This is a genomic window from Chromobacterium amazonense (assembly GCF_001855565.1).
Classification (GTDB): domain Bacteria; phylum Pseudomonadota; class Gammaproteobacteria; order Burkholderiales; family Chromobacteriaceae; genus Chromobacterium; species Chromobacterium amazonense.
Genome location: NZ_MKCR01000032.1, coordinates 280,833 through 298,998, shown reverse-complemented (window position 1 = coordinate 298,998; position 18,166 = coordinate 280,833). Strand labels below are relative to the sequence as shown.

Here is an 18,166-nt window from a genome sequence, read left to right as displayed (position 1 = left end):
GCGCTTGTTCTATCGAGCCCGGACCTAGCACCACGCATGGCATGCCCGCCTGGCCGAACAACCCCGCCTCAGTGGTGTAAGCCACCCCAGCGCCGCCCTCGCAGCCGCACAAGCTGGCCACGTAATGGCGTATTTCCGAAGCCGGATCGGACTCGAATGCCGGGCTATACACCACAGGCTCGATCACGATGTCCGCCTCCGGCGCGACCTGACGCATCTCCACCAGCAGCGTCTCGGCATAATCCGCTACCGAGGCGACCAAGCGTTGCGGCTCATCGCCCGGCAGCCAGCGGCACTCGAACATGAATTCGCAATCGGCCGGCACGATATTGCACGCCACGCCGCCATGGACCAACCCTGTCTGCATGGTGGTGAACGGCACATCGTACAGCGGCTGATGATGGCCGAACGCGGCTTCGGCGTCGGCCAGCTTGCGGATATGGGTGATCAGCCGGGCGGCGTATTCGATGGCGTTGACGCCGTGCGGCGTCAACGAGGAGTGCGCGGCGCGTCCCTTCACTTTGCAGCGATAGTGGGCAATGCCCTTGTGGGCGATGACAGGCCGCATCGAAGTCGGCTCGCCGACCAGGCAGCCGGCAATCGACTCGCCATCGGCAGCCAGCCCATCAATCAGCCTCCCCACGCCAAGGCAGCCCACCTCCTCGTCATAGGACAAAGCAATGCCTATGCCTTGCCTCAGTCGGTCTTCATTCGCCAATTGCACAAACAAAGGCACCTGCGCCAGCACGCAGGCGATAAAACCCTTCATGTCGGCGCTGCCGCGGCCATAGAGCCGGCCATCGCCGCCATCGGTCAGCTCGAACGGCGGATAGCGCCACTGCTGCCCATCCACCGGCACCACATCGCTATGCCCGGACAGCACGACCAAAGGCAATCCCGGCTTGCCGATGCGCGCGAACAGGTTGGCCTTGCCGCCATCATCATCGTAGGTGAGCCTGCAGGCCAGGCCGAAGCCGGCAAGATAAGCCTGCACCCACTCTATCAATTGCAGATTGGAGCGGCGGCTGGTGGTGTCGAAACGGATCAACTCGGCCAGCAGCGGAACAACGGTTGGATTCATAGTCGGACTCGGCGAATTCAGAAGATGGCGTTGCCGTTGAGTCTGCACCCAAGCCCGGCGGTCGGCAATAGCGGCGAATCATTCGCATCTGCGCCAAGAGCGGCCGCATAAAAATGCTTGTCAAATAGTCGAATATTGAATACAATCCGTTTTCTCTATGGCGGGCCTCCCCGCATTGCACGGTAGCGAACCTGGTCAGGTCCGGAAGGAAGCAGCCACAGTTACTTAGTGCAAGTGCCGGGGTTCAGGCTCGCCACCCCTCCCCCAGAATCACCCGTCAAGATGATTGCAAATTTGCGACAGTCAGGCGTTTTTTTTCGCCGACCTCGCAAATCCCATTGTCCTTGACAATAAGATTGCGCTAACATTAGCAAAACTGAATTTTCAAATTCATGGAACTTCACTATTTTCCCTGCATCATAAATATTCCTGTTGAATTTTTTTTGCTATTTTTAGTAAGCAGGGCGAAGTCCTAAAAAATATTAGAACCATTTGTTTCAGATACGAGAGGAACACTCATGAAACTGTTTGAAAAGATCCCGAACCCGCGGGAAATCCGCCGCAAGCTTGGCCTGAATCAGCAAGAGTTCTGGAGCCGCATCGGCGTTACCCAGTCCGGCGGCTCCCGCTACGAAAGCGGCCGCAACATGCCGAAGCCGGTACGCGAGCTGCTGCGCCTGGTTCACGTCGAGCAAATTGACCTGTCCAAGGTACGCCGCGAAGATTTCGAGATTGTGGAATACCTGAAGGAAACCCACCCCGATCTGTACAAGAGCCTGCGCAAAGCGGTTCGCACCAAGATCGAAGCGCAAGAAGGCGGCGCCGAAGCGGCCGCCAACTGATTGCCATAAATATAAGAAAAACAAAGCCGACGCGGCCTACCCGCGTCGGCTTTTTGCCGCCTGACGCCGCCTACTCCCCGGCATAACGGACCAGCAATACCGGCACATCCGCCACCTTGAGCACGCCCTCGGCCACGCTGCCCATCAGCAAATGCATCAGTCCGCCCAAACCGTGCGTGCCCATCACGATCAGATCGGCGCCCCAAGCGCTGGCGTCGTCGGCCAACACCAAAGCGATCTTGTCGCCCCAGCTCTCCAGAATCTGGCATTCAGATTCCACCCCAAGCGATCTCGCCCTCTCCACAGCCTGCTGCAGCACCTGCTCACCCGCCTGCTTGATCGACTTCTGCAGCTCCGTCGCATCCAGGAATTCGGTGCCACCCCAGCCGAACTGCGCGAGATCGACCACATGAACCAGCCGGACCGTCGAAGCGAACGCCTTGGCGAGCTTGCAAGCTTCAATCAGCGCCATCATGGAGGTGTCGCTATCATCCACCGGCACAAAGATTTTCTGATACATGACATGCAGCTCCTATATGAATTTGGCTTACACTCCCAGTCTATCAAGACCCGCATCATGATGTTTGACACAGATTAGGTCTTGCAGACATAAAGGCCATATCCGCCCCTCATCGTTTCAGTATACCAAGCCATGGCACGCATCAAACTTGAACTTCCAGAGCGCATGTTTTTCGAGACCACGCTGGACATCCGGATCAGCGACATCAACTACGCCGGCCACCTGGGCAACGACGCGGTGCTGCGGCTGGCCCACGAGGCGCGGCTGCGTTGGCTGAAATCGCTCGGCTACCCGCATGAGCTGCAAGTGGAAGGGCTGGGGCTGATCGTGGCAGACACCGCCATCTGCTACCGCGCCGAGGCCTTTCATGGCGATGCCCTGCGCTTTCGACTCGGAGCCGACGACATCAACCGCCATGGTTTCGATCTGATTTATCAGGCAGTCGATGACAACAGCTGCAAAGAAGTGGCAAGATTGAAAACAGGCGTCGTCTTCTTCGATTATCAGACACGCAAAGTCGCCCCAATGCCGGAAGCCTTTGCCGGAAAGCTTAGCCAATAGCAAATAAGGAATAGCGCCATGAGAAATTACTCGCCCAACAGTCCAGAGGCGATGGCCAGGCTGCTGGCCATGTTCATGATCACAGACGGCAATATGGACCCGCGCGAACTCGAATTGCTGGAAAAGCTGCACGTCTACCACCTGATCAATCTGCCGCGCAAACAGTTTGCCCAAGTGCTGCGCGACTACTGCGACGACCTTTCCGACGAAGCCGGCGAAGACGGCTCCATCCGCCTGCTGGATCGCGAGCGGGTGGACAACCTGCTGGCCGAGGTGAGCGACCGGCGCAAGCGCATCCTGACCTGCGTGCTGGCGATGGACATCGCCAAATCCGACGGCACCATCAGCGACAGCGAAATGGCTCTGCTCAGCCACATGATGAAAAGCTGGAGCATCACGCTGGACGACCTGGAGCGCGAGTTCGCCCGCTGATCCTCATACTCGGGGCGCCTGCCTTTCAGCCGCCGCCCCTTTCTCTCACCCATTGCCATAGTTGACTCAATGAATACCCGTTTTACCGGCACCGAACGCTATATCGCCACCGACGACCTGATGATGGCCGTCAATGCCTCCATCGCCCTGCAACGCCCACTGCTGATCAAGGGCGAGCCCGGCACCGGCAAAACCATGCTGGCCGAGGAAGTCGCCGCCAGCCTGGGCCGGGAGCTGATCGTCTGGCCGATCAAGTCCACCACCAAGGCGCAGCACGGCCTGTACGAATACGATGCCGTGTCGCGGCTGCGCGATTCGCAGCTGGGCGACCCGAAAGTCCACGACATCGCCAACTACATCGTCAAGGGCAAGCTGTGGCAGGCCTTCGAAGCCGATCAAGCGCCGGTTCTGCTGATCGACGAAATCGACAAGGCGGACATCGAATTTCCCAACGACCTGCTGCGCGAACTCGATCAGATGGAATTCTTCGTTCACGAAACGCAGCAATTCGTACGCGCCAAACAACGCCCCATCATCATCATCACCTCCAACAATGAGAAAGAGCTGCCGGACGCCTTCCTGCGCCGCTGCTTCTTCCACTACATACGCTTCCCGGACGCCGAAACGATGCAATCCATCGTCGATGCCCACTTCCCCAACATCCGCCAGCAGCTGGTGCAGCAGGCGCTGGAAGTGTTCTTTTCCATCCGCGAACTGCCGGGCCTGAAAAAGAAACCCACCACCTCGGAGCTGCTGGACTGGCTGAAATTGCTGACCGGCGAAGCCATCAGCGAGACCGAACTCGCCGCGCGGCAGGAACGCAACGCGCCGCCGCCGCTTGCCGGCGCGCTGCTGAAGAACGAACAGGATCTGCAATTGTTTGACCGCCTGATGCAGATGGCGCGGCTGCGGCGCTGACATGCGCGACGACATCGCCCGCTTCATCGACCACCTGACCGTCGCCGGCCGCAGCCCGCACACGCTGGCGGGCTATCGCGCCGATCTGGAAACGCTGACTGGCCAGTTGCAGCCCAAAACCCTGGCCGAAGCCCAAGCCATCGACTTGCGCAAAGCATTGGCGCAACAACATGCGCGCGGCCTGGGCAGCCGCAGCCTGGCGCGGCGGCTGTCCGCTTGGCGCCAGTTCTATCAATGGCTGCAACAAAGCGGGCAACGTGAAGACAATCCGGCCAGCGCCTTGCGCGCGCCGAAACGCGACAAGCTGCTGCCCAAGGCGCTGCCGGTCGATGGCGCGGCGGCGCTGCTGGACAGGATAGAAGGCGATGACGAACTGGATGCGCGGGACCGCGCCATCTTCGAGCTGGTCTACAGCTGCGGGCTACGCTTGTCGGAAACCGTGGGCTTGAATCTGCAAGACGTGGATTTCTCTGACCAGCTATTGCGGATTCGCGGCAAGGGCGGCAAGGAAAGACTGGCGCCGATAGGCGCGGAAGCGATGCGCCGGCTGCGAACATGGCTGGCGCAACGCCAGGCAGCCGCAGACGAGCCCGCGCTGTTCACCGGCCGCCACGGCCGCCGCCTGGGTGGCCGCCAGATAGAAAAACGGCTGCGCGACTGGGCCGTCAAGACCGGCGCCAGCCAGCATGTCCACCCGCACATGCTGCGCCATTCCTTCGCTTCCCACCTGCTGCAGTCCTCAGGCGATCTGCGGGCAGTGCAGGAGCTGCTGGGCCACGCCAACCTGTCCAGCACGCAAATCTACACCGCCCTGGACTTCCAGCACTTGGCCAAGGTCTACGACCAGGCGCATCCCCGGGCGCGGCAAGCGCCCGCCAAACCCGACACTGACGAAGACAGCTAAGCCGCGCGCACGTGGCCGTGGATGCGCTGCAACAGCCGCGCCAACGCTTCTTCCACAGTTTGCCGCCGGACGGCTTCGCGGTCGCCGCAAAAGTGGCAACTCCAAGCCTCCGTCTGTCCGCCGGGATGGGCGATGGCCAGCCAGACCAGGCCCACCGGCTTTTCCGGCGAGCCGCCATCCGGCCCGGCAATGCCGGAAACCGCCACCGCCCAGTCGGCATCGGCCAGCGTCTGCGCGCCGACCGCCATTTCCCGCACCACCCGTTCGCTGACCGCGCCGTGGTCCATCAGCGACGACGCCTGCACGCCCAGCAACTGCTGTTTGGCCTGATTGCCGTAGCTGACCACGCCGTGGCTGAACCAGGCGGAGCTGCCCGGAATGTCGGTGATGGCGGCGGCGATCAATCCGCCCGTGCAGGACTCTGCGGTTGCGATGCTTTCCCCGCGTCCGAGCAGCAGCGCGCCGAGGTCGGCGGCCAGTTGTCTGCTATTTGCCATGTCGTTCTCTGTAGTGCCTGATCAGGCCGTTGGTGGAGCTGTCGTGCGACAGCGCGCCGGCATCGCCGGATAATTCCGGCAGGATGCGCCTGGCCAGCTGCTTTCCGTACTCCACCCCCCACTGATCAAACGAGTTGATGCCCCAGATCACCCCCTGCACAAACACCTTGTGCTCATACAAAGCCATCAGCATGCCCAGGGCATAGGGCGTGACTTTGTCCAGCGCCAGCGTATTGGAGGGCTGGTTGCCCGGAAACAGTTTTTGCGGCAACAGCATGTCCAATGCCTCGCCCGATAAATGCCCCAGCTCCTGCATCACCTCGGCCTCGCTCTTGCCGCGCATCAGGGCCTCGGTCTGCGCCAGGCAGTTGGCCACCAGCACGTCGTGCTGATTGCCCTGCGGATAATGGCTGTTCAGCGGCAGAATGAAGTCGCACGGCACCAAGCGCGTGCCCTGGTGCAGCAGTTGGAAAAAGGCATGCTGGCTGTTGGCGCCCTCCTCGCCCCAGATCACCGGCCCGGTGTCGAAATCCAGCGCTTCGCCGCAGCGCCCGACCCGCTTGCCGTTAGACTCCATATCCAGCTGCTGGATGTGGGCCGGCAAGCGCCGCAGGCCATGATCGTAGGGCATGATGGCATGAGTATGCGCCCGATAGAAGGTGTTGTACCAGATGCCGATGAGCGCCAGCAGCACCGGCATATTGGCTTCGAACGGCGACTCGAAGAAGTGTCGGTCCATGGCGTGGCCGCCATCGAGAAATGCCCGGAAATGGTCGTAGCCCACCGACAGCATCACCGGCAAGCCGATGGCGGACCAAACCGAGTAGCGCCCCCCTACCCAATCCCAGAAGCCAAACATATGCTGCGGATCGATGCCGAAGGCCCGCACCGCCGGCTCATTGGTGGATACCGCCACAAAATGGCGGGCGATATCCGCTTCCGTCCCCGCCTGCAGGAACCAGCCGCGCGCGGCCTGGGCGTTCAGCAGCGTTTCCGGCGTGGTGAACGATTTGGAAGCCACGATGAACAGCGTGGTGGCCGGATGCAGCTTCTCCAGCGTCCGCGCCAGATGCTGGCCGTCCACATTCGACACGAAATGGACGTTCAATTCCGGATGCGCATAGGCGGACAGGCTTTCCTTGACCACCAGCGGCCCCAGATCCGAGCCGCCGATGCCGAGATTCACTACATCGCGAATCCTTTGGCCATCGAAACCCAGCCACGCGCCGTCACGCACCTTGTCGCTGAAATCGCGCATCCGCCGCAGCACCCGATGCACATCCGCCACTACATCCTGGCCATCCACCACCAGGCTGGCGTCTTCCGGCAGACGCAGCGCGGTATGCAGCACGGCGCGGTCTTCGCTGATATTGATGCGCGCGCCATCGCGCATCCGCTCCATCCAGCCCTTGAGATCCGCCGCCCTAGCCAGATCGAACAGCAGCTCCAGCGTGCGCTCGGTGATCCGGTTCTTGGAGTAATCGAGCAACAAGCCGTCCAGCTCCAACGAGAAGCGCTGGAAGCGGTTCGGGTCCAATTGAAACAGTTCGCGCATATGCATCTGGCGCGTCGCGCGCTGATGCTGATGCAGCTTGGCCCAGATTGGCGTGCTGTTGATGTCGATGTGGCGGTGTGCGGCCATGTTTTCTGCCGATGGAATATCAAAAATGGAAAAAAAGGGCTGGCCCAAGGGCCGGCCCCTCGCCGATGGCTTGCCTCGCGCTTACAGCTTGAGGAAATGTTCGCGGTAGTAGCGCATCTCCTCGATAGACTCGAGGATGTCCGCCAACGCTTCATGCTTGCCGCGCTTGACCACGCCCTTGGCCACTTCCGGCTTCCAGCGCTTGCATAGCTCTTTCAGGGTGGATACGTCCAGATTGCGATAGTGGAAGTAAGCCTCCAGCCTGGGCATCCAGCGCGCCATGAAGCGGCGGTCTTGATGAATGGTGTTGCCGCACATCGGCGTGGTCCGCTCAGGCACATGCTGCATCATGAACTCGAGCAGCACCTGCTCCGCCTCGGCCTCGCTGACCGCGGAGTTTTTCACCTTCTCGATCAGCCCGCTCTTGCCGTGCGTGTTCTTGTTCCAGTCGTCCATCGCGTCCAGCACAGCGTCCGGCTGGTGAATCACCAGCACGGGCGACTCGGCCACCACATTCAGCTGGCTGTCGGTGACGATCATCGCCACTTCGATGATGCGATCGGCATCCGGATTCAGGCCCGTCATTTCCATGTCGAGCCAGATGAGGTTATTGGTATCTTGTGCCATACTAGCCAATCTTGAGAAAACCCTGCCATTTTCCTTCATTGCCGCCGCGGCGGCAAACCCGACACCCATATCGATACCCATGACCGACGCATTTTCCCTACTGTTCGCCTGCGCGCTGGCGCTGACGTTGAGTCTGAAACTCTGGCTGGGCTGGCGGCACATCCGCCATATCGCCCGCCACCGCCACCAGGTGCCCGCGGCCTTCCGCGACAGCATCACCCTGGAACAGCACAAGCACGCCGCCGATTACACCATCGCCAAGACCCGGCTCGGCCTGCTGTCGGCCTGGCTGGACACCGCGCTGATCGCCGGCTTGACTTTCGGCGGCGGCCTGCAATGGCTGGCCGTTCACTCACAGCAATGGTTTGCCCAGCCGCTGCTGTCCGGCCTGGCGCTGATCGCCGCCGTCGCCGTGATCAGCGGCCTGGTTTCGCTGCCGCTAAGCCTGTACGGCACCTTCGGCATTGAGGCCCGCTTTGGTTTCAACAAGACGACAATCGGTCTCTACCTGATGGATCAGGTCAAGGGCCTGCTGATCGGCGCCGTCATCGGCCTGCCGCTGGTGACCCTGGTGTTGTGGCTGATGGATATTTCCGGGCCGCTATGGTGGCTGTGGGTGTGGCTGGTATGGTCGGCTTTCCAGCTGCTGATGGTGGCCATCTTCCCCACGGTGATCGCTCCGCTGTTCAACAAGTTCCAGCCGCTACAGGACGATGCGCTGAAGACGCGCATCGAATCACTGCTGCAAAAGGCAGGCTTCAAGAGCCAGGGCGTGTTCGTCATGGACGGCTCGCGCCGCTCCAGCCACGGCAATGCCTATTTCACCGGTTTTGGCTCCGCCAAGCGCATCGTGTTCTTCGATACCTTGCTGTCGCAGCTCAGCCACGCCGAGATCGAGGCCGTGCTGGCGCATGAGCTGGGCCACTTCAAGCGCCGCCACATCGTCAAACGCATCGCCATGGCTTTTGGCCTGTCGCTGGCGCTGCTGTGGGCGCTGGGCCAGCTACTGCACTCGCCGTGGTTCTACGCCGGACTCGGCGTCACCGTGCCGAGCACCGCCATGGCGCTGATCCTGTTCTTCACCGCCACGCCGGCGTTCACCTTCCCGCTGACGCCGCTGTCCAGCCGCATGTCGCGCCGGCATGAGTACGAGGCGGACGATTTCGCTTCGGAACAGACCCGCGCCGACGATCTGATCGGCGCCCTGGTCAAGCTGTACCGCGACAACGCGTCCACGCTGACGCCGGACCCTATCCACTCCATGTTCTACGATTCGCACCCGCCCGCCGCGCTGCGCATCCAACACCTAAAAGGAAACCACGCATGAATCTGCTGGAATTGTCCTGCACCCCGCAACACGGCCAGAATCCGCTGGCGGACAACACCGTCAAGCAGCTGCTGTCCTCGCTGCCGGAATGGCAGGTGGTCGGCATTGAGCTGAACAAGACCTACCGCTTCGCCAATTACCATGAAACGATGGCTTTCGTGAATGCGCTGGCCTGGATCGCCCACCAGGAAGACCATCATCCGGACCTGTCGGTGCATTACAACCGCGTAGTGGTCAACTTCAGCACCCATGACGCCGGCGGCCTGACCCTGAACGACTTCATCTGCGCGGCCAAGACTGAAGCCTTGATCAAGCGCCCATGACAGCCAGCGTAGGTCAAATCATCCGCAGCCACGGCCGTCGCTTCATCGTTGAAGCCAACGGCCAAACCTATGACTGCACCACCCGCGGCAAGCGAGTCGATTACGCTTGCGGCGATATCGTGGACATCCTGGTGCAAAACCAGGAACAGGCGGTGATCGAGCGCTCTCATGAGCGGCGCAGCCTGCTATATCGCCAGGACGACTGGAAAACCAAGGTCATCGCCGCCAACGTCACGCGCATCCTGTTCGTCGTCGCCGCCGTCCCCTCGCCCAATGAGGAGCTGCTAGGGCGCTGCCTGATCGCGGCCGAGGCAGGAGACATCGATCCTGTCATCGTCGTCAACAAGTGCGACCTGCCGGAAACCGCCGCGCTGCTGGAAAAATTGCAACTGTATGTGAAACTTGGATACAAGCTGGTTACACTATCGGCCAAACAGGACTTCACCCCGCTGAAACCCTTGCTGCACGGCCATACCAGCGTTTTGGTAGGGCAATCCGGAATGGGTAAGTCCACCCTGACCAATGCCCTGCTGCCGGAGGCCAATGCCCGCATTGGCGACATCTCCACCGCGCTGGATTCCGGCCGTCATACCACCACCCACGCCACGCTCTACCATCTGGACGAAAGCAGCCAGCTGATTGACTCGCCTGGCCTGCAAGAATTTGGCTTGAAGCACCTTAAAGCAGTTGATCTGACTCATTATTTCCCGGAGCTGCGCAGGTATATTGGACAGTGCCGTTTCCATAACTGCACGCACCGGGTCGAACCTAATTGTGCGATCATAAACGCAGCGGAAAAAGGCGAGATTGCGGCGCATAGACTGGGCTTATTGCAGCGTTTGACGCAGGAGTTGTCGAAAGCGCCTTTGTAAATATGCAAGCACACACTTCTTATTTACTTTTTATATCGCGCTAAATATTCTGTAAGAAAAGGGGTTCAGTATTACGCAAGCATAGACTCAACACCAAAAGAGGAGCCAGCATCATGACGAAAAAAATCGCGCTAGTCACCGGCGGCATGGGCGGTATCGGAACCGCCATTTGCAAGACTCTGGCCGAAACCGGCCACACCGTAGTCACCACCTATAGCAAATCAGGCCGTGAACAAGCTTGGCTTGCCGACATGAACGGCCTGGGCTTCACCGACATCCACTGCTACCAGTGCGACGTTGCCGATTTCGCCGCCTGCCAATCCATGGTGGCGCGCATCGTCAAAGATCTCGGCCCGGTTTCCATTCTGGTCAACAACGCCGGCATCACCCGCGACGCCAGCTTCAAGAAGCAGACCAAGGACGACTGGGACGCCGTCATCCGCACCAATCTGGATTCGGTGTTCAACATGACCAAGCCGGTGCTGGACGGCATGCTGGAAGCCGGTTTCGGCCGCATCATCAATATCTCGTCCATCAATGGCCAGAAAGGCCAGTTTGGCCAGACCAACTATTCCGCCGCCAAGGCCGGCATGCACGGCTTCACCATGGCGCTGGCGCAGGAAGTGGCCAAAAAGGGCGTGACGGTCAACACCATTTCCCCGGGCTACATCGCCACCGAAATGGTCATGGCGGTGCCGGAAGACGTGCGCAACAAGATCATCGCGCAGATTCCGGTCGGCCGCCTAGGCAAGCCTGAGGAGATCGCCGCGCTGGTCGGCTTCCTCAGCTCCGAACACGCCGGCTTCATCACCGGCAGCAATATCGCGATGAACGGCGGCCAACACATGATGTAAGTCCGCCAAGGCTCCGCACACTGACACGCCGCCCAGCCCAGGGCGGCGTTTTCTTTTTGGCCAACCCGTGTATGCTATCGCCTTCCCCAACACGAATGCGCAATACCCATGGCAGAAAATCTGATCATCGAAGGCGACAACAAGGAAGACAAGTACCGGACGCTGCTGCCGCAGGCGCACGCCCTGATTGACGGCGAAACCGACGTCATCGCCGCGCTGGCCAACCTCTCCTCAGCCCTGGCCATGACTTTTGGCTGGCTATGGACCGGCTTCTATCTGGTCAAGGGCGAGCAATTGGTTCTCGGCCCCTTCCAGGGACCGATTGCCTGCACCCGAATCCCGCATGGGCGCGGCGTTTGCGGCAGCGCCTGGGCGCAGAACCGCACGCTGCTGGTGGAGGACGTGGACGCCTTCCCCGGCCATATCGCCTGCTCATCCAGCGCGCGCTCCGAAGTGGTGGTGCCCGTTCGCGACGCCTCCGGCAAAGTGGTGGCGGTGCTGGATATCGATTCCGACCAATTGGCCAGTTTCGATCAGATCGATGCCGACTACCTGGAACGCATCGTCGCGCCGCTGGGCGCCTTATTCCCGGCCTGACACGCCGCCACGCTCACGATAATGAAACAGGCCCGCAGCAGCGGGCCTGTTTCATTGTCTGGATCGCTCCGCGATTATTTCTGGATATCCAGCAACTCCACCTCGAAGTACAGATCGGTGTTCGGCGGGATAGCGCCCGGCGCGCCGCGGCTGCCGTAGGCGGTGGCGGCGGGGCAGAACAGCTTGGCCTTGCTGCCCACGCTCAGCGCGCTGACGCCTTGCGTCCAGCACGGAATCACGCGATTCAGCGGGAAACTGATCGGGCCGCCATTCTTGTACGAGCTGTCGAACTCGCGTCCATCCTTGAAAGTGCCGCGGTAGTTGACCTTGACGGTATCGGTTGGCTTAGGTTTGACGCCTTTGCCCTGGGTCAGGATTTCGACCGTGACGCCAGACGGCAAGGTCTGCGTGGCAGCGGCCTGGGCCGATGCGGCGAGCGCCAGCAGCGCCAGAGCGGGAACAATGCGGTTCAGCAACATAACTCCTTCATCGGAAATAAATATAATGGCACCGCCCACCACCGCTAGCGGTACTGAATCGTGCCGGATTCGGCCAAATCCTCCAGCAGGCGTTCGACGCTGGCGCCCGGCATGATGAACGGGTCCAGCACTGGCAAGGAGGAGTGGCGCAGCAGGATGGAGGCGTTCAACTGATCCAGCGCCACCTCGGCCATGCTCCAGTTGGCGAATTTACGCTGCTCGATTTCCGAGAACGACAACAAGGTCAGCGAATGATGGCGGGCATCGCGCGCCAGCTTCAGATACAGACGGCTGACATGAACCCTGCTGCCCTCCAGCACCTGCACGAACACATCCTTGCTGTAACACAGGAGGCCGGTGATGCCCAAGGGCGGATTATACTTGCGCGCCGCCAGCAGAATATCATCCACCAGCGCTTGTTCTATCGGTTGTTGCGCCCGGCTGCAGTAAATCAGGCGAACCAGCATGGCCATGCTCCTCGTTCATTTATGCATCAGCGACAGGAATTCCCGGCGCAGCGCGGCATCCGTCAGGAACGATCCTCGCATCACGCTGTTGGTCATTTTGCTATTGCTGTCCTTCACGCCGCGCCAATGCATGCAGAAATGGTCCGCCTCCATCACGATGGCCAGGCCGTTAGGCTGCAGCTTGCGCATCAGCAGGTCGGCGATCTGCGAAACCGCCTCTTCCTGGATTTGCGGGCGGGACATCACCCATTCGATCAGCCTGGCATACTTCGACAAGCCGATCAGATTGGAATTCTCGTTGGGCATCACCCCCACCCATACCCGGCCGATGATGGGGCACAGGTGATGGGAGCAGGCGCTGCGCACGGTCACCGGCCCAACGATCATCAATTCGTTCAAGCGCTCCACATTGGGGAACTCGGTGCTGGGCGGCATCGGCACATAACGACCGCGAAACACTTCGCGCACAAACATCTTGGCCACGCGCTTGGCCGTCTCATGCGTGTTGTGATCATGCTCGATGTCGATGACCAGACTCTCCAGCACTGTTTTCAGTTTAGCCTGGACTTCGTCTTGCAGCGCGTCGAGCTCGCCGTCCTCGATATAGTCGGCGATATTATCGTTAGCATGGAAACGCGCGCCGGCCTCTTGCAAACGGTAGCGAATCTTTTGGGAAACGGATTCCGGCTGGTTCTGCTTGTCGGTTTTGCTCATTGTTGATTATTAGTTCGCAAGAAAATGGAAATCATTTCGAATATACATCAATCACCCATGGCGGAAGATAGCATCGAGCCTGAATTCTTCATAGCCAGCTTGGCATAGTGAGCACGATGGTAGTGCAGCCGATGGCGGCATGCAAACCTAGCCATCCGCAACCCGCATGCCCGATCGACGCCAGCGGCTATTTCACGGGCGACTCGCTCAAAACGTCAATGCTATATAAGTAGACCGCGAACATCAACAAAATGATTCGGCATGAACAATCTTTGACGCGCCGCATGCGCCCCGCCAAACAAAAACGGCACCCGCTTGCATGGAAGCGAATGCCGTTCTGACTGCATGCACAAAGGCTCAACCGGCCAGCAGGCATACCTCGCGCTTAGGCAGCGCGATCTTATGATCTTTGCTGTATTGGTAATCGTGGAACACATGCTCCGCGCTGAGCAACTGATAGCTGCCGTCCGCCAGACGGTGCGTGGTGTCCTTCAGACGATACGCATAATGGCCGCAAGTCCAGCAGTCGAAATTGCGCATATGCGTGCACAGGCAGGTCTTTTCCCAAACCGGCACGCGGCGCTCGCCCGGATGGGCCTCATGCGCTTTATGATACGCGTCGATATAGGAGCAGCTGCCCTTAGCGTCAAGCAAGTAACCGTAAGCCTCGCAATTGGGTCGTATGCTGTCGCCAATCGCCGGACAGCCCTTGATCATGCGCATCGGATAGCCGGTGGGAGACAGCTGATTGACCTCGATATCGTCTTCGTCAGCCTTGAAATACTCCTGCTGCACCTTCTCCGGCAAGCCGCATTCGCGCGTCACCGTGAAACGGGTGGCCACTTGCACCGCGCCGGCGCCGGCCTCCAAAAAACCGGCAGCGTCGCTGCCGGTGAAGATGCCGCCAGCCGGGATCAGCGGAATCTCCAGCTGCTCGGCTTTCAACCAGTCGCGGATTTCAGTAAAAATGCTTGCCAGATCGTACTGAGCCCAGTCCATGCCGAAACCGAGATGGCCGCCAGCCAGCGGGCCCTCCACCACCACATAATCCGGCATCCGGCCGCAGCGGCCGTTCTTTTTCAGGAACAACTGCAGGGCGCGCAGCGAGGACACGATGATGCCGAGCTTGGCATCGCGAAAACGCGGATGATCCTCGATCAGCGCGAACGAACCCAAGTGCAGGCCGGCCGCCAGCGTGATGCCGTCGATGCCGGCATCCAAGGCGGCGCGCATGCGCACCCGCAGCGTCTCCTTGGGCGCGTTCATGGTCAGTTTTTCCATGCAATTGATGAAGACCAGGCCATCGCCCTGCTTCTGCTGCATGGCGTTGCCGACGTGAAGCCGCGTGGCTTCCTCCAGCACGCCAAGATCAAACTGGACAACCGACTTATCCGGGTTGTCCACATTGAATTTGTACTTCGCCAGCTTGGTCTTGACGAACTTGGTGTCGTAACGGCGATCCGTCACCGTCGGCACCATCGCGTCGGATATATGGCCGACGCCACCAAGCCTGGCAGCTTCCAACGCCAACCTGGCAGTGGAAATATCCACCCCCATGCCGCCGATCATGATCGGCACCAGTTGCTTGTTGCCCAGCTGCAGGCGAAAATCATCAACACACTTCATTTTGACGGCTCTCCCCTAAGTGCTGGTGCGGATTATCACCCGCTAAAAACCGAAAATCCACATTTTTAGAGTTTTTGCTCATAGCGCCCGGCGCCGGCGGCCTACCGCGCCAATGCCTCTCTCACCAAAACCCGCAACGCTGGCAGCAACTCGCTCTCAAACCAGAAATTTCTCCGTAGCCACAACTGATTGCGCGGACTGGGATGCGGCAACGGCACAACGGCAGGCCAGTATTCGCGCCAGGCCGCCACCGTCTCGGTCAGCGTTTTCTTGCGCCGCGGCAGATGGTAAGCCTGGGCATACTCGCCGACGGCCAGCACCAGCCTGACATCGCGCAGCAAAGGCAAGAGCCGCGGATGCCATAGCGCCCGACATTCCGGCCTGGGCGGCAGGTCGCCGCTGCGCCCGGCGCCCGGGTAGCAAAACCCCATCGGCACAATGGCAAAGCAACTTGCATCATAGAACTGCGCCGCATCCACCCCCAACCAATCACGCAAACGCTCGCCGCTGGCATCCTGCCAGGGGATGCCGCTTTCATACACCTTGCGCCCCGGCGCCTGACCCGCCAGCAAAATGCGCGAGCCAGGCGCAGCCCGCAGCACCGGGCGCGGACCGTGCGGCAAATGCGCCTCGCAGCGCCGGCAAGCCGCGATATCCAGCAGCAACGCATCCAGAGGCTCAGCCATGCGCATGGCGCAGCGAGGCCGCGCCCCGCATCGCCTCAAGCACGGCTTGCAAATTCAGCATATCGGCCGCATCCATTTCCATCAACACGCCGCAGGCGCCGGCAAGCAAGGCCGAAGCAGCCAAGATCGGCGCCGAGTTCGCGCCGCCCGCCGCTACCGGCGCCACCATTACCGGCAGATGCGTTTCGCGCCGCAAGCAGGCCAATTCGCCCACATCCAGGCCCGCCGCCTCGCCCTCGCTCCCGCAGTCGCACAGGATGATTCTATGATTGCCGCCCACCGCCACATGCTCGGCCGCCAGCAGCCATTCGCCAAGCCTCACGCGATTATTCCGCTGCAAGATGACAGGTTTGTTGATGCGGCCGACTTCTCGCAACAATTCCACCTGCCGCAGGCAATGCGGCGGCAATAGCAAGCCGCCCAGTTGCAATTCCAGATACACGTCCAGCAAGCGCAAATCCCGCAGCTCCGCCACCGCCACCAGCCCATGCTCCGCCGCCGCTTCGCTCAAGGCTGCCAGATCGGCCGCGCCCATGGGGCGGTAACGATATGGGTTGTCATGGCCGCCGCGGCCTGCGAATAACAAACGGCCGCCCGCAGCCTTGATTCGAGCCGCAGCGGCGGACAGCGTTTCCCGGGTCCAGTCATGTCCGCAGCCGCCCAGCCAGGCCGGGGCGGCGCCGCCAAAGGCGACATCGCCGATGCGCACCATGCTGTCTTCGGGCTGCGCCTCGCGCGAAACGATGCGGTAGTCGCTGACCACGCGCAAGGCGCGGGCCACGCCAGGCATCGATTCGAACCAAGCCGGCTCCAGACCGCGCTCCTGGCCCACCGCGCCGATCACGGTACGCTCGCTGCCGCGCGACACATGCGCCATCAAGCCCTGCGCTTCGATGCGCGCCACCACAGCGGCAATCTCGGCATCCGTCGCAGAGCCATTCATTACGATGATCATTTCCGCACTCCACCATGATGCCGTCCGCCAGCATCCATCTTATTGCGCCATTTGCGCGCCGCCCGCCTCACCAGCCTGGACAAGGCCGAAGGCTGGGACAGACGCCGCCGCAGCTTGAACAGGACAATCCGGGTCCAGCGCCACGGCAAGGACGCATGCAAACGCTCAAACACCCAGGCGCGGCAACGATGAAAACCACCATATAGCCGCACAAACCACGGCACCTCCATCAAAGCCGGCCGCGTCAGCGTGAACAAGCGCGCCACCAGCGCGGTGCCGCCCAGCTTGGCCAGCACAATCACCGCCAGCCCCAGCAGCGCGTGTCCCTGTTCGATCAGAAACAGGGCCGCCAACTTGACCGGCAACAAGGCCAGGGCCGGAACCAAGAACAGGGCGAGCGCCACGCGAGGCGAACTCGCGGCGATGCGGCGCTCCAGCGCGGACAGCGGCGGCCACTTGGCCAACCAGGCCACTGCGGCGGCCAATTCGTCCCAGGCATACTCTTCAAACACGATGACGGCCGCCAGCAACAGAGCCAGCGGCCAGGCCAGGGCGCGCCGACATCTCGGCCAAATGCCGGATTTGGACGACATCGACGAGGGCCTTGGCATCAGGTCTTGCTCAGGTCCAGCCACTTGGGCACCGGCTGCGGACGATACCCGCGCATCCAATCCAGCAGCGCCGGCAGGCTTTCGCTGCGCTGGAACAGGTTCAGGTTGCCGGCCGGCACGAAACCCTCTTCGACAGCGCGATCGACCATCGCCTGCAGCGGCTGGAAGAAGCCGCCGACATCCAGCATTCCCACCGGCTTGTCATGCACCGACAGCTGCGCCCAGGTCAGGATCTCGAACAATTCGTCAAACGTGCCGAATCCGCCCGGCAAGGCGACGAAACCGTCGGACAACTCAGCCATCAACGCCTTGCGCTGATGCATGGTTTCGGTGACATGCAGCTCGCTCAGCCCCAGGTGCGCCACTTCCTTCGCCTTCAAAAACTCCGGAATCACTCCCACCACGCGCCCGCCCGCGGCCAGCGCGGCATCCGCCGCCACGCCCATCAGGCCGACGTTGCCGGCGCCGTAGACCAGCGTGACGCCCTGCTCTGCCAGCGTGCGGCCGAATTCGCGCGCCGCAGCCTCGTATTCCGGCCTGGCGCCTTTGTTGGAGCCGCAAAACAAACAAATCGATTTCATCTGCTTTTTCTTCCAAGATTTCAAAACAACAAGGGCCGGAAAACCGGCCC

23 protein-coding genes and 1 other RNA gene are annotated in these 18,166 nt (G+C 60.9%); 11 read left to right on the top strand and 13 right to left on the bottom strand.

Annotated elements, in window-relative coordinates:
* On the bottom strand, positions 1–1,081 hold a 1,081-nt coding region (argE, locus tag BI343_RS16880; protein ID WP_071110581.1), incomplete at its 3' end, for an acetylornithine deacetylase.
* Between the two features lie 159 nt (positions 1,082–1,240).
* Between argE and ffs the strand changes: the two genes are divergently transcribed.
* Both ffs and BI343_RS16870 read left to right on the top strand, forming a co-directional pair.
* Positions 1,241–1,339: signal recognition particle sRNA small type (gene ffs / locus BI343_RS16875), an RNA gene on the top strand.
* Between the two features lie 260 nt (positions 1,340–1,599).
* Positions 1,600–1,923: a helix-turn-helix domain-containing protein gene (locus tag BI343_RS16870; RefSeq protein WP_043625385.1), complete on the top strand. Its 324-nt coding sequence runs from the start codon at positions 1,600–1,602 to the stop codon at positions 1,921–1,923.
* 70 nt (positions 1,924–1,993) lie between these two features.
* Here BI343_RS16870 and BI343_RS16865 read toward each other — a convergent pair whose 3' ends face one another.
* Positions 1,994–2,443 (bottom strand): universal stress protein, encoded by a 450-nt coding sequence (locus BI343_RS16865; RefSeq protein WP_071110580.1) that lies wholly within the window; start codon positions 2,441–2,443, stop codon positions 1,994–1,996.
* Between the two features lie 165 nt (positions 2,444–2,608).
* On the opposite strand from BI343_RS16865, the gene BI343_RS16860 reads away from it, so the two are divergent.
* The 4 genes from BI343_RS16860 (at position 2,609) to xerC (ending at position 5,258) form a co-directional block, all read left to right on the top strand.
* Complete coding sequence (locus tag BI343_RS16860) at positions 2,609–3,004, top strand: acyl-CoA thioesterase (RefSeq protein WP_244886680.1); 396 nt, start codon at positions 2,609–2,611, stop codon at positions 3,002–3,004.
* Between the two features lie 18 nt (positions 3,005–3,022).
* Positions 3,023–3,436, top strand: coding sequence for a TerB family tellurite resistance protein (locus BI343_RS16855; protein ID WP_043625403.1), 414 nt, complete (start codon positions 3,023–3,025; stop codon positions 3,434–3,436).
* A gap of 69 nt (positions 3,437–3,505) precedes the next feature.
* A complete protein-coding gene (locus tag BI343_RS16850) occupies positions 3,506–4,354 on the top strand; it encodes an AAA family ATPase (RefSeq protein WP_043625406.1) in 849 nt (282 codons plus the stop codon).
* A 1-nt stretch (position 4,355) separates the two neighbouring features.
* Positions 4,356–5,258, top strand: a complete 903-nt coding sequence (gene xerC, locus BI343_RS16845) for a tyrosine recombinase XerC (protein WP_071110578.1) — start codon at positions 4,356–4,358, stop codon at positions 5,256–5,258.
* Here the strand turns inward: xerC and BI343_RS16840 are convergent.
* The 3 genes from BI343_RS16840 to orn form a co-directional block, all read right to left on the bottom strand.
* The gene (locus BI343_RS16840; protein WP_071110577.1) at positions 5,255–5,755 is read right to left on the bottom strand and encodes a CinA family protein; all 501 of its coding nucleotides are present in this window, start codon (positions 5,753–5,755) and stop codon (positions 5,255–5,257) included. The two genes, xerC and BI343_RS16840, sit on opposite strands and share 4 nt — an antisense overlap.
* Positions 5,745–7,397, bottom strand: a complete 1,653-nt coding sequence (gene pgi, locus BI343_RS16835; RefSeq protein WP_071110600.1) for a glucose-6-phosphate isomerase — start codon at positions 7,395–7,397, stop codon at positions 5,745–5,747. The genes BI343_RS16840 and pgi overlap by 11 nt, the downstream gene beginning before the upstream one ends.
* 81 nt (positions 7,398–7,478) lie before the next feature.
* The gene (gene orn, locus BI343_RS16830; protein WP_071110576.1) at positions 7,479–8,024 is read right to left on the bottom strand and encodes an oligoribonuclease; all 546 of its coding nucleotides are present in this window, start codon (positions 8,022–8,024) and stop codon (positions 7,479–7,481) included.
* 79 nt (positions 8,025–8,103) lie between these two features.
* On the opposite strand from orn, the gene BI343_RS16825 reads away from it, so the two are divergent.
* The 5 genes from BI343_RS16825 to BI343_RS16805 all read left to right on the top strand — a co-directional run bounded on the left by BI343_RS16825 (position 8,104) and on the right by BI343_RS16805 (position 11,997).
* Entirely contained in the window at positions 8,104–9,351 is a 1,248-nt protein-coding gene (locus BI343_RS16825) for a M48 family metallopeptidase (RefSeq protein WP_071110575.1), read from the top strand.
* On the top strand, positions 9,348–9,674 hold the full coding sequence (locus BI343_RS16820) for a 4a-hydroxytetrahydrobiopterin dehydratase (protein WP_071110574.1): 327 nt from the start codon (positions 9,348–9,350) through the stop codon (positions 9,672–9,674). Before BI343_RS16825 ends, BI343_RS16820 begins: the two co-directional genes overlap by 4 nt.
* Entirely contained in the window at positions 9,671–10,546 is an 876-nt protein-coding gene (gene rsgA / locus BI343_RS16815; RefSeq protein ID WP_043625423.1) for a ribosome small subunit-dependent GTPase A, read from the top strand. Before BI343_RS16820 ends, rsgA begins: the two co-directional genes overlap by 4 nt.
* A gap of 113 nt (positions 10,547–10,659) precedes the next feature.
* On the top strand, positions 10,660–11,400 hold the full coding sequence (gene phbB, locus BI343_RS16810; protein WP_071110573.1) for a beta-ketoacyl-ACP reductase: 741 nt from the start codon (positions 10,660–10,662) through the stop codon (positions 11,398–11,400).
* 108 nt (positions 11,401–11,508) lie between these two features.
* Positions 11,509–11,997 carry a GAF domain-containing protein gene (locus BI343_RS16805; protein WP_071110572.1) on the top strand — a complete coding sequence of 163 codons (489 nt, stop codon included), beginning with the start codon at positions 11,509–11,511 and terminating at the stop codon, positions 11,995–11,997.
* Between the two features lie 74 nt (positions 11,998–12,071).
* Here BI343_RS16805 and BI343_RS16800 read toward each other — a convergent pair whose 3' ends face one another.
* The 8 genes from BI343_RS16800 to BI343_RS16765 all read right to left on the bottom strand — a co-directional run bounded on the left by BI343_RS16800 (position 12,072) and on the right by BI343_RS16765 (position 18,116).
* Positions 12,072–12,476: an FKBP-type peptidyl-prolyl cis-trans isomerase gene (locus BI343_RS16800; protein WP_043625432.1), complete on the bottom strand. Its 405-nt coding sequence runs from the start codon at positions 12,474–12,476 to the stop codon at positions 12,072–12,074.
* A 44-nt stretch (positions 12,477–12,520) separates the two neighbouring features.
* Positions 12,521–12,943, bottom strand: coding sequence for a BLUF domain-containing protein (locus BI343_RS16795; RefSeq protein ID WP_043625464.1), 423 nt, complete (start codon positions 12,941–12,943; stop codon positions 12,521–12,523).
* Between the two features lie 15 nt (positions 12,944–12,958).
* Complete coding sequence (gene folE / locus BI343_RS16790) at positions 12,959–13,657, bottom strand: GTP cyclohydrolase I (RefSeq protein WP_043625435.1); 699 nt, start codon at positions 13,655–13,657, stop codon at positions 12,959–12,961.
* A gap of 357 nt (positions 13,658–14,014) precedes the next feature.
* Positions 14,015–15,283: a nitronate monooxygenase gene (locus BI343_RS16785; protein ID WP_043625438.1), complete on the bottom strand. Its 1,269-nt coding sequence runs from the start codon at positions 15,281–15,283 to the stop codon at positions 14,015–14,017.
* Positions 15,284–15,384: 101 nt separating this feature from the next.
* Positions 15,385–15,969, bottom strand: a complete 585-nt coding sequence (locus BI343_RS16780; RefSeq protein WP_071110599.1) for a uracil-DNA glycosylase family protein — start codon at positions 15,967–15,969, stop codon at positions 15,385–15,387.
* Entirely contained in the window at positions 15,962–16,924 is a 963-nt protein-coding gene (locus tag BI343_RS16775; protein ID WP_071110571.1) for a hypothetical protein, read from the bottom strand. The genes BI343_RS16780 and BI343_RS16775 overlap by 8 nt, the downstream gene beginning before the upstream one ends.
* On the bottom strand, positions 16,921–17,517 hold the full coding sequence (locus BI343_RS16770; RefSeq protein WP_071110570.1) for a hypothetical protein: 597 nt from the start codon (positions 17,515–17,517) through the stop codon (positions 16,921–16,923). The genes BI343_RS16775 and BI343_RS16770 overlap by 4 nt, the downstream gene beginning before the upstream one ends.
* A 17-nt stretch (positions 17,518–17,534) precedes the next feature.
* A complete protein-coding gene (locus BI343_RS16765) occupies positions 17,535–18,116 on the bottom strand; it encodes an LOG family protein (RefSeq protein ID WP_071110569.1) in 582 nt (193 codons plus the stop codon).
* Positions 18,117–18,166: the final 50 nt, after the last annotated feature.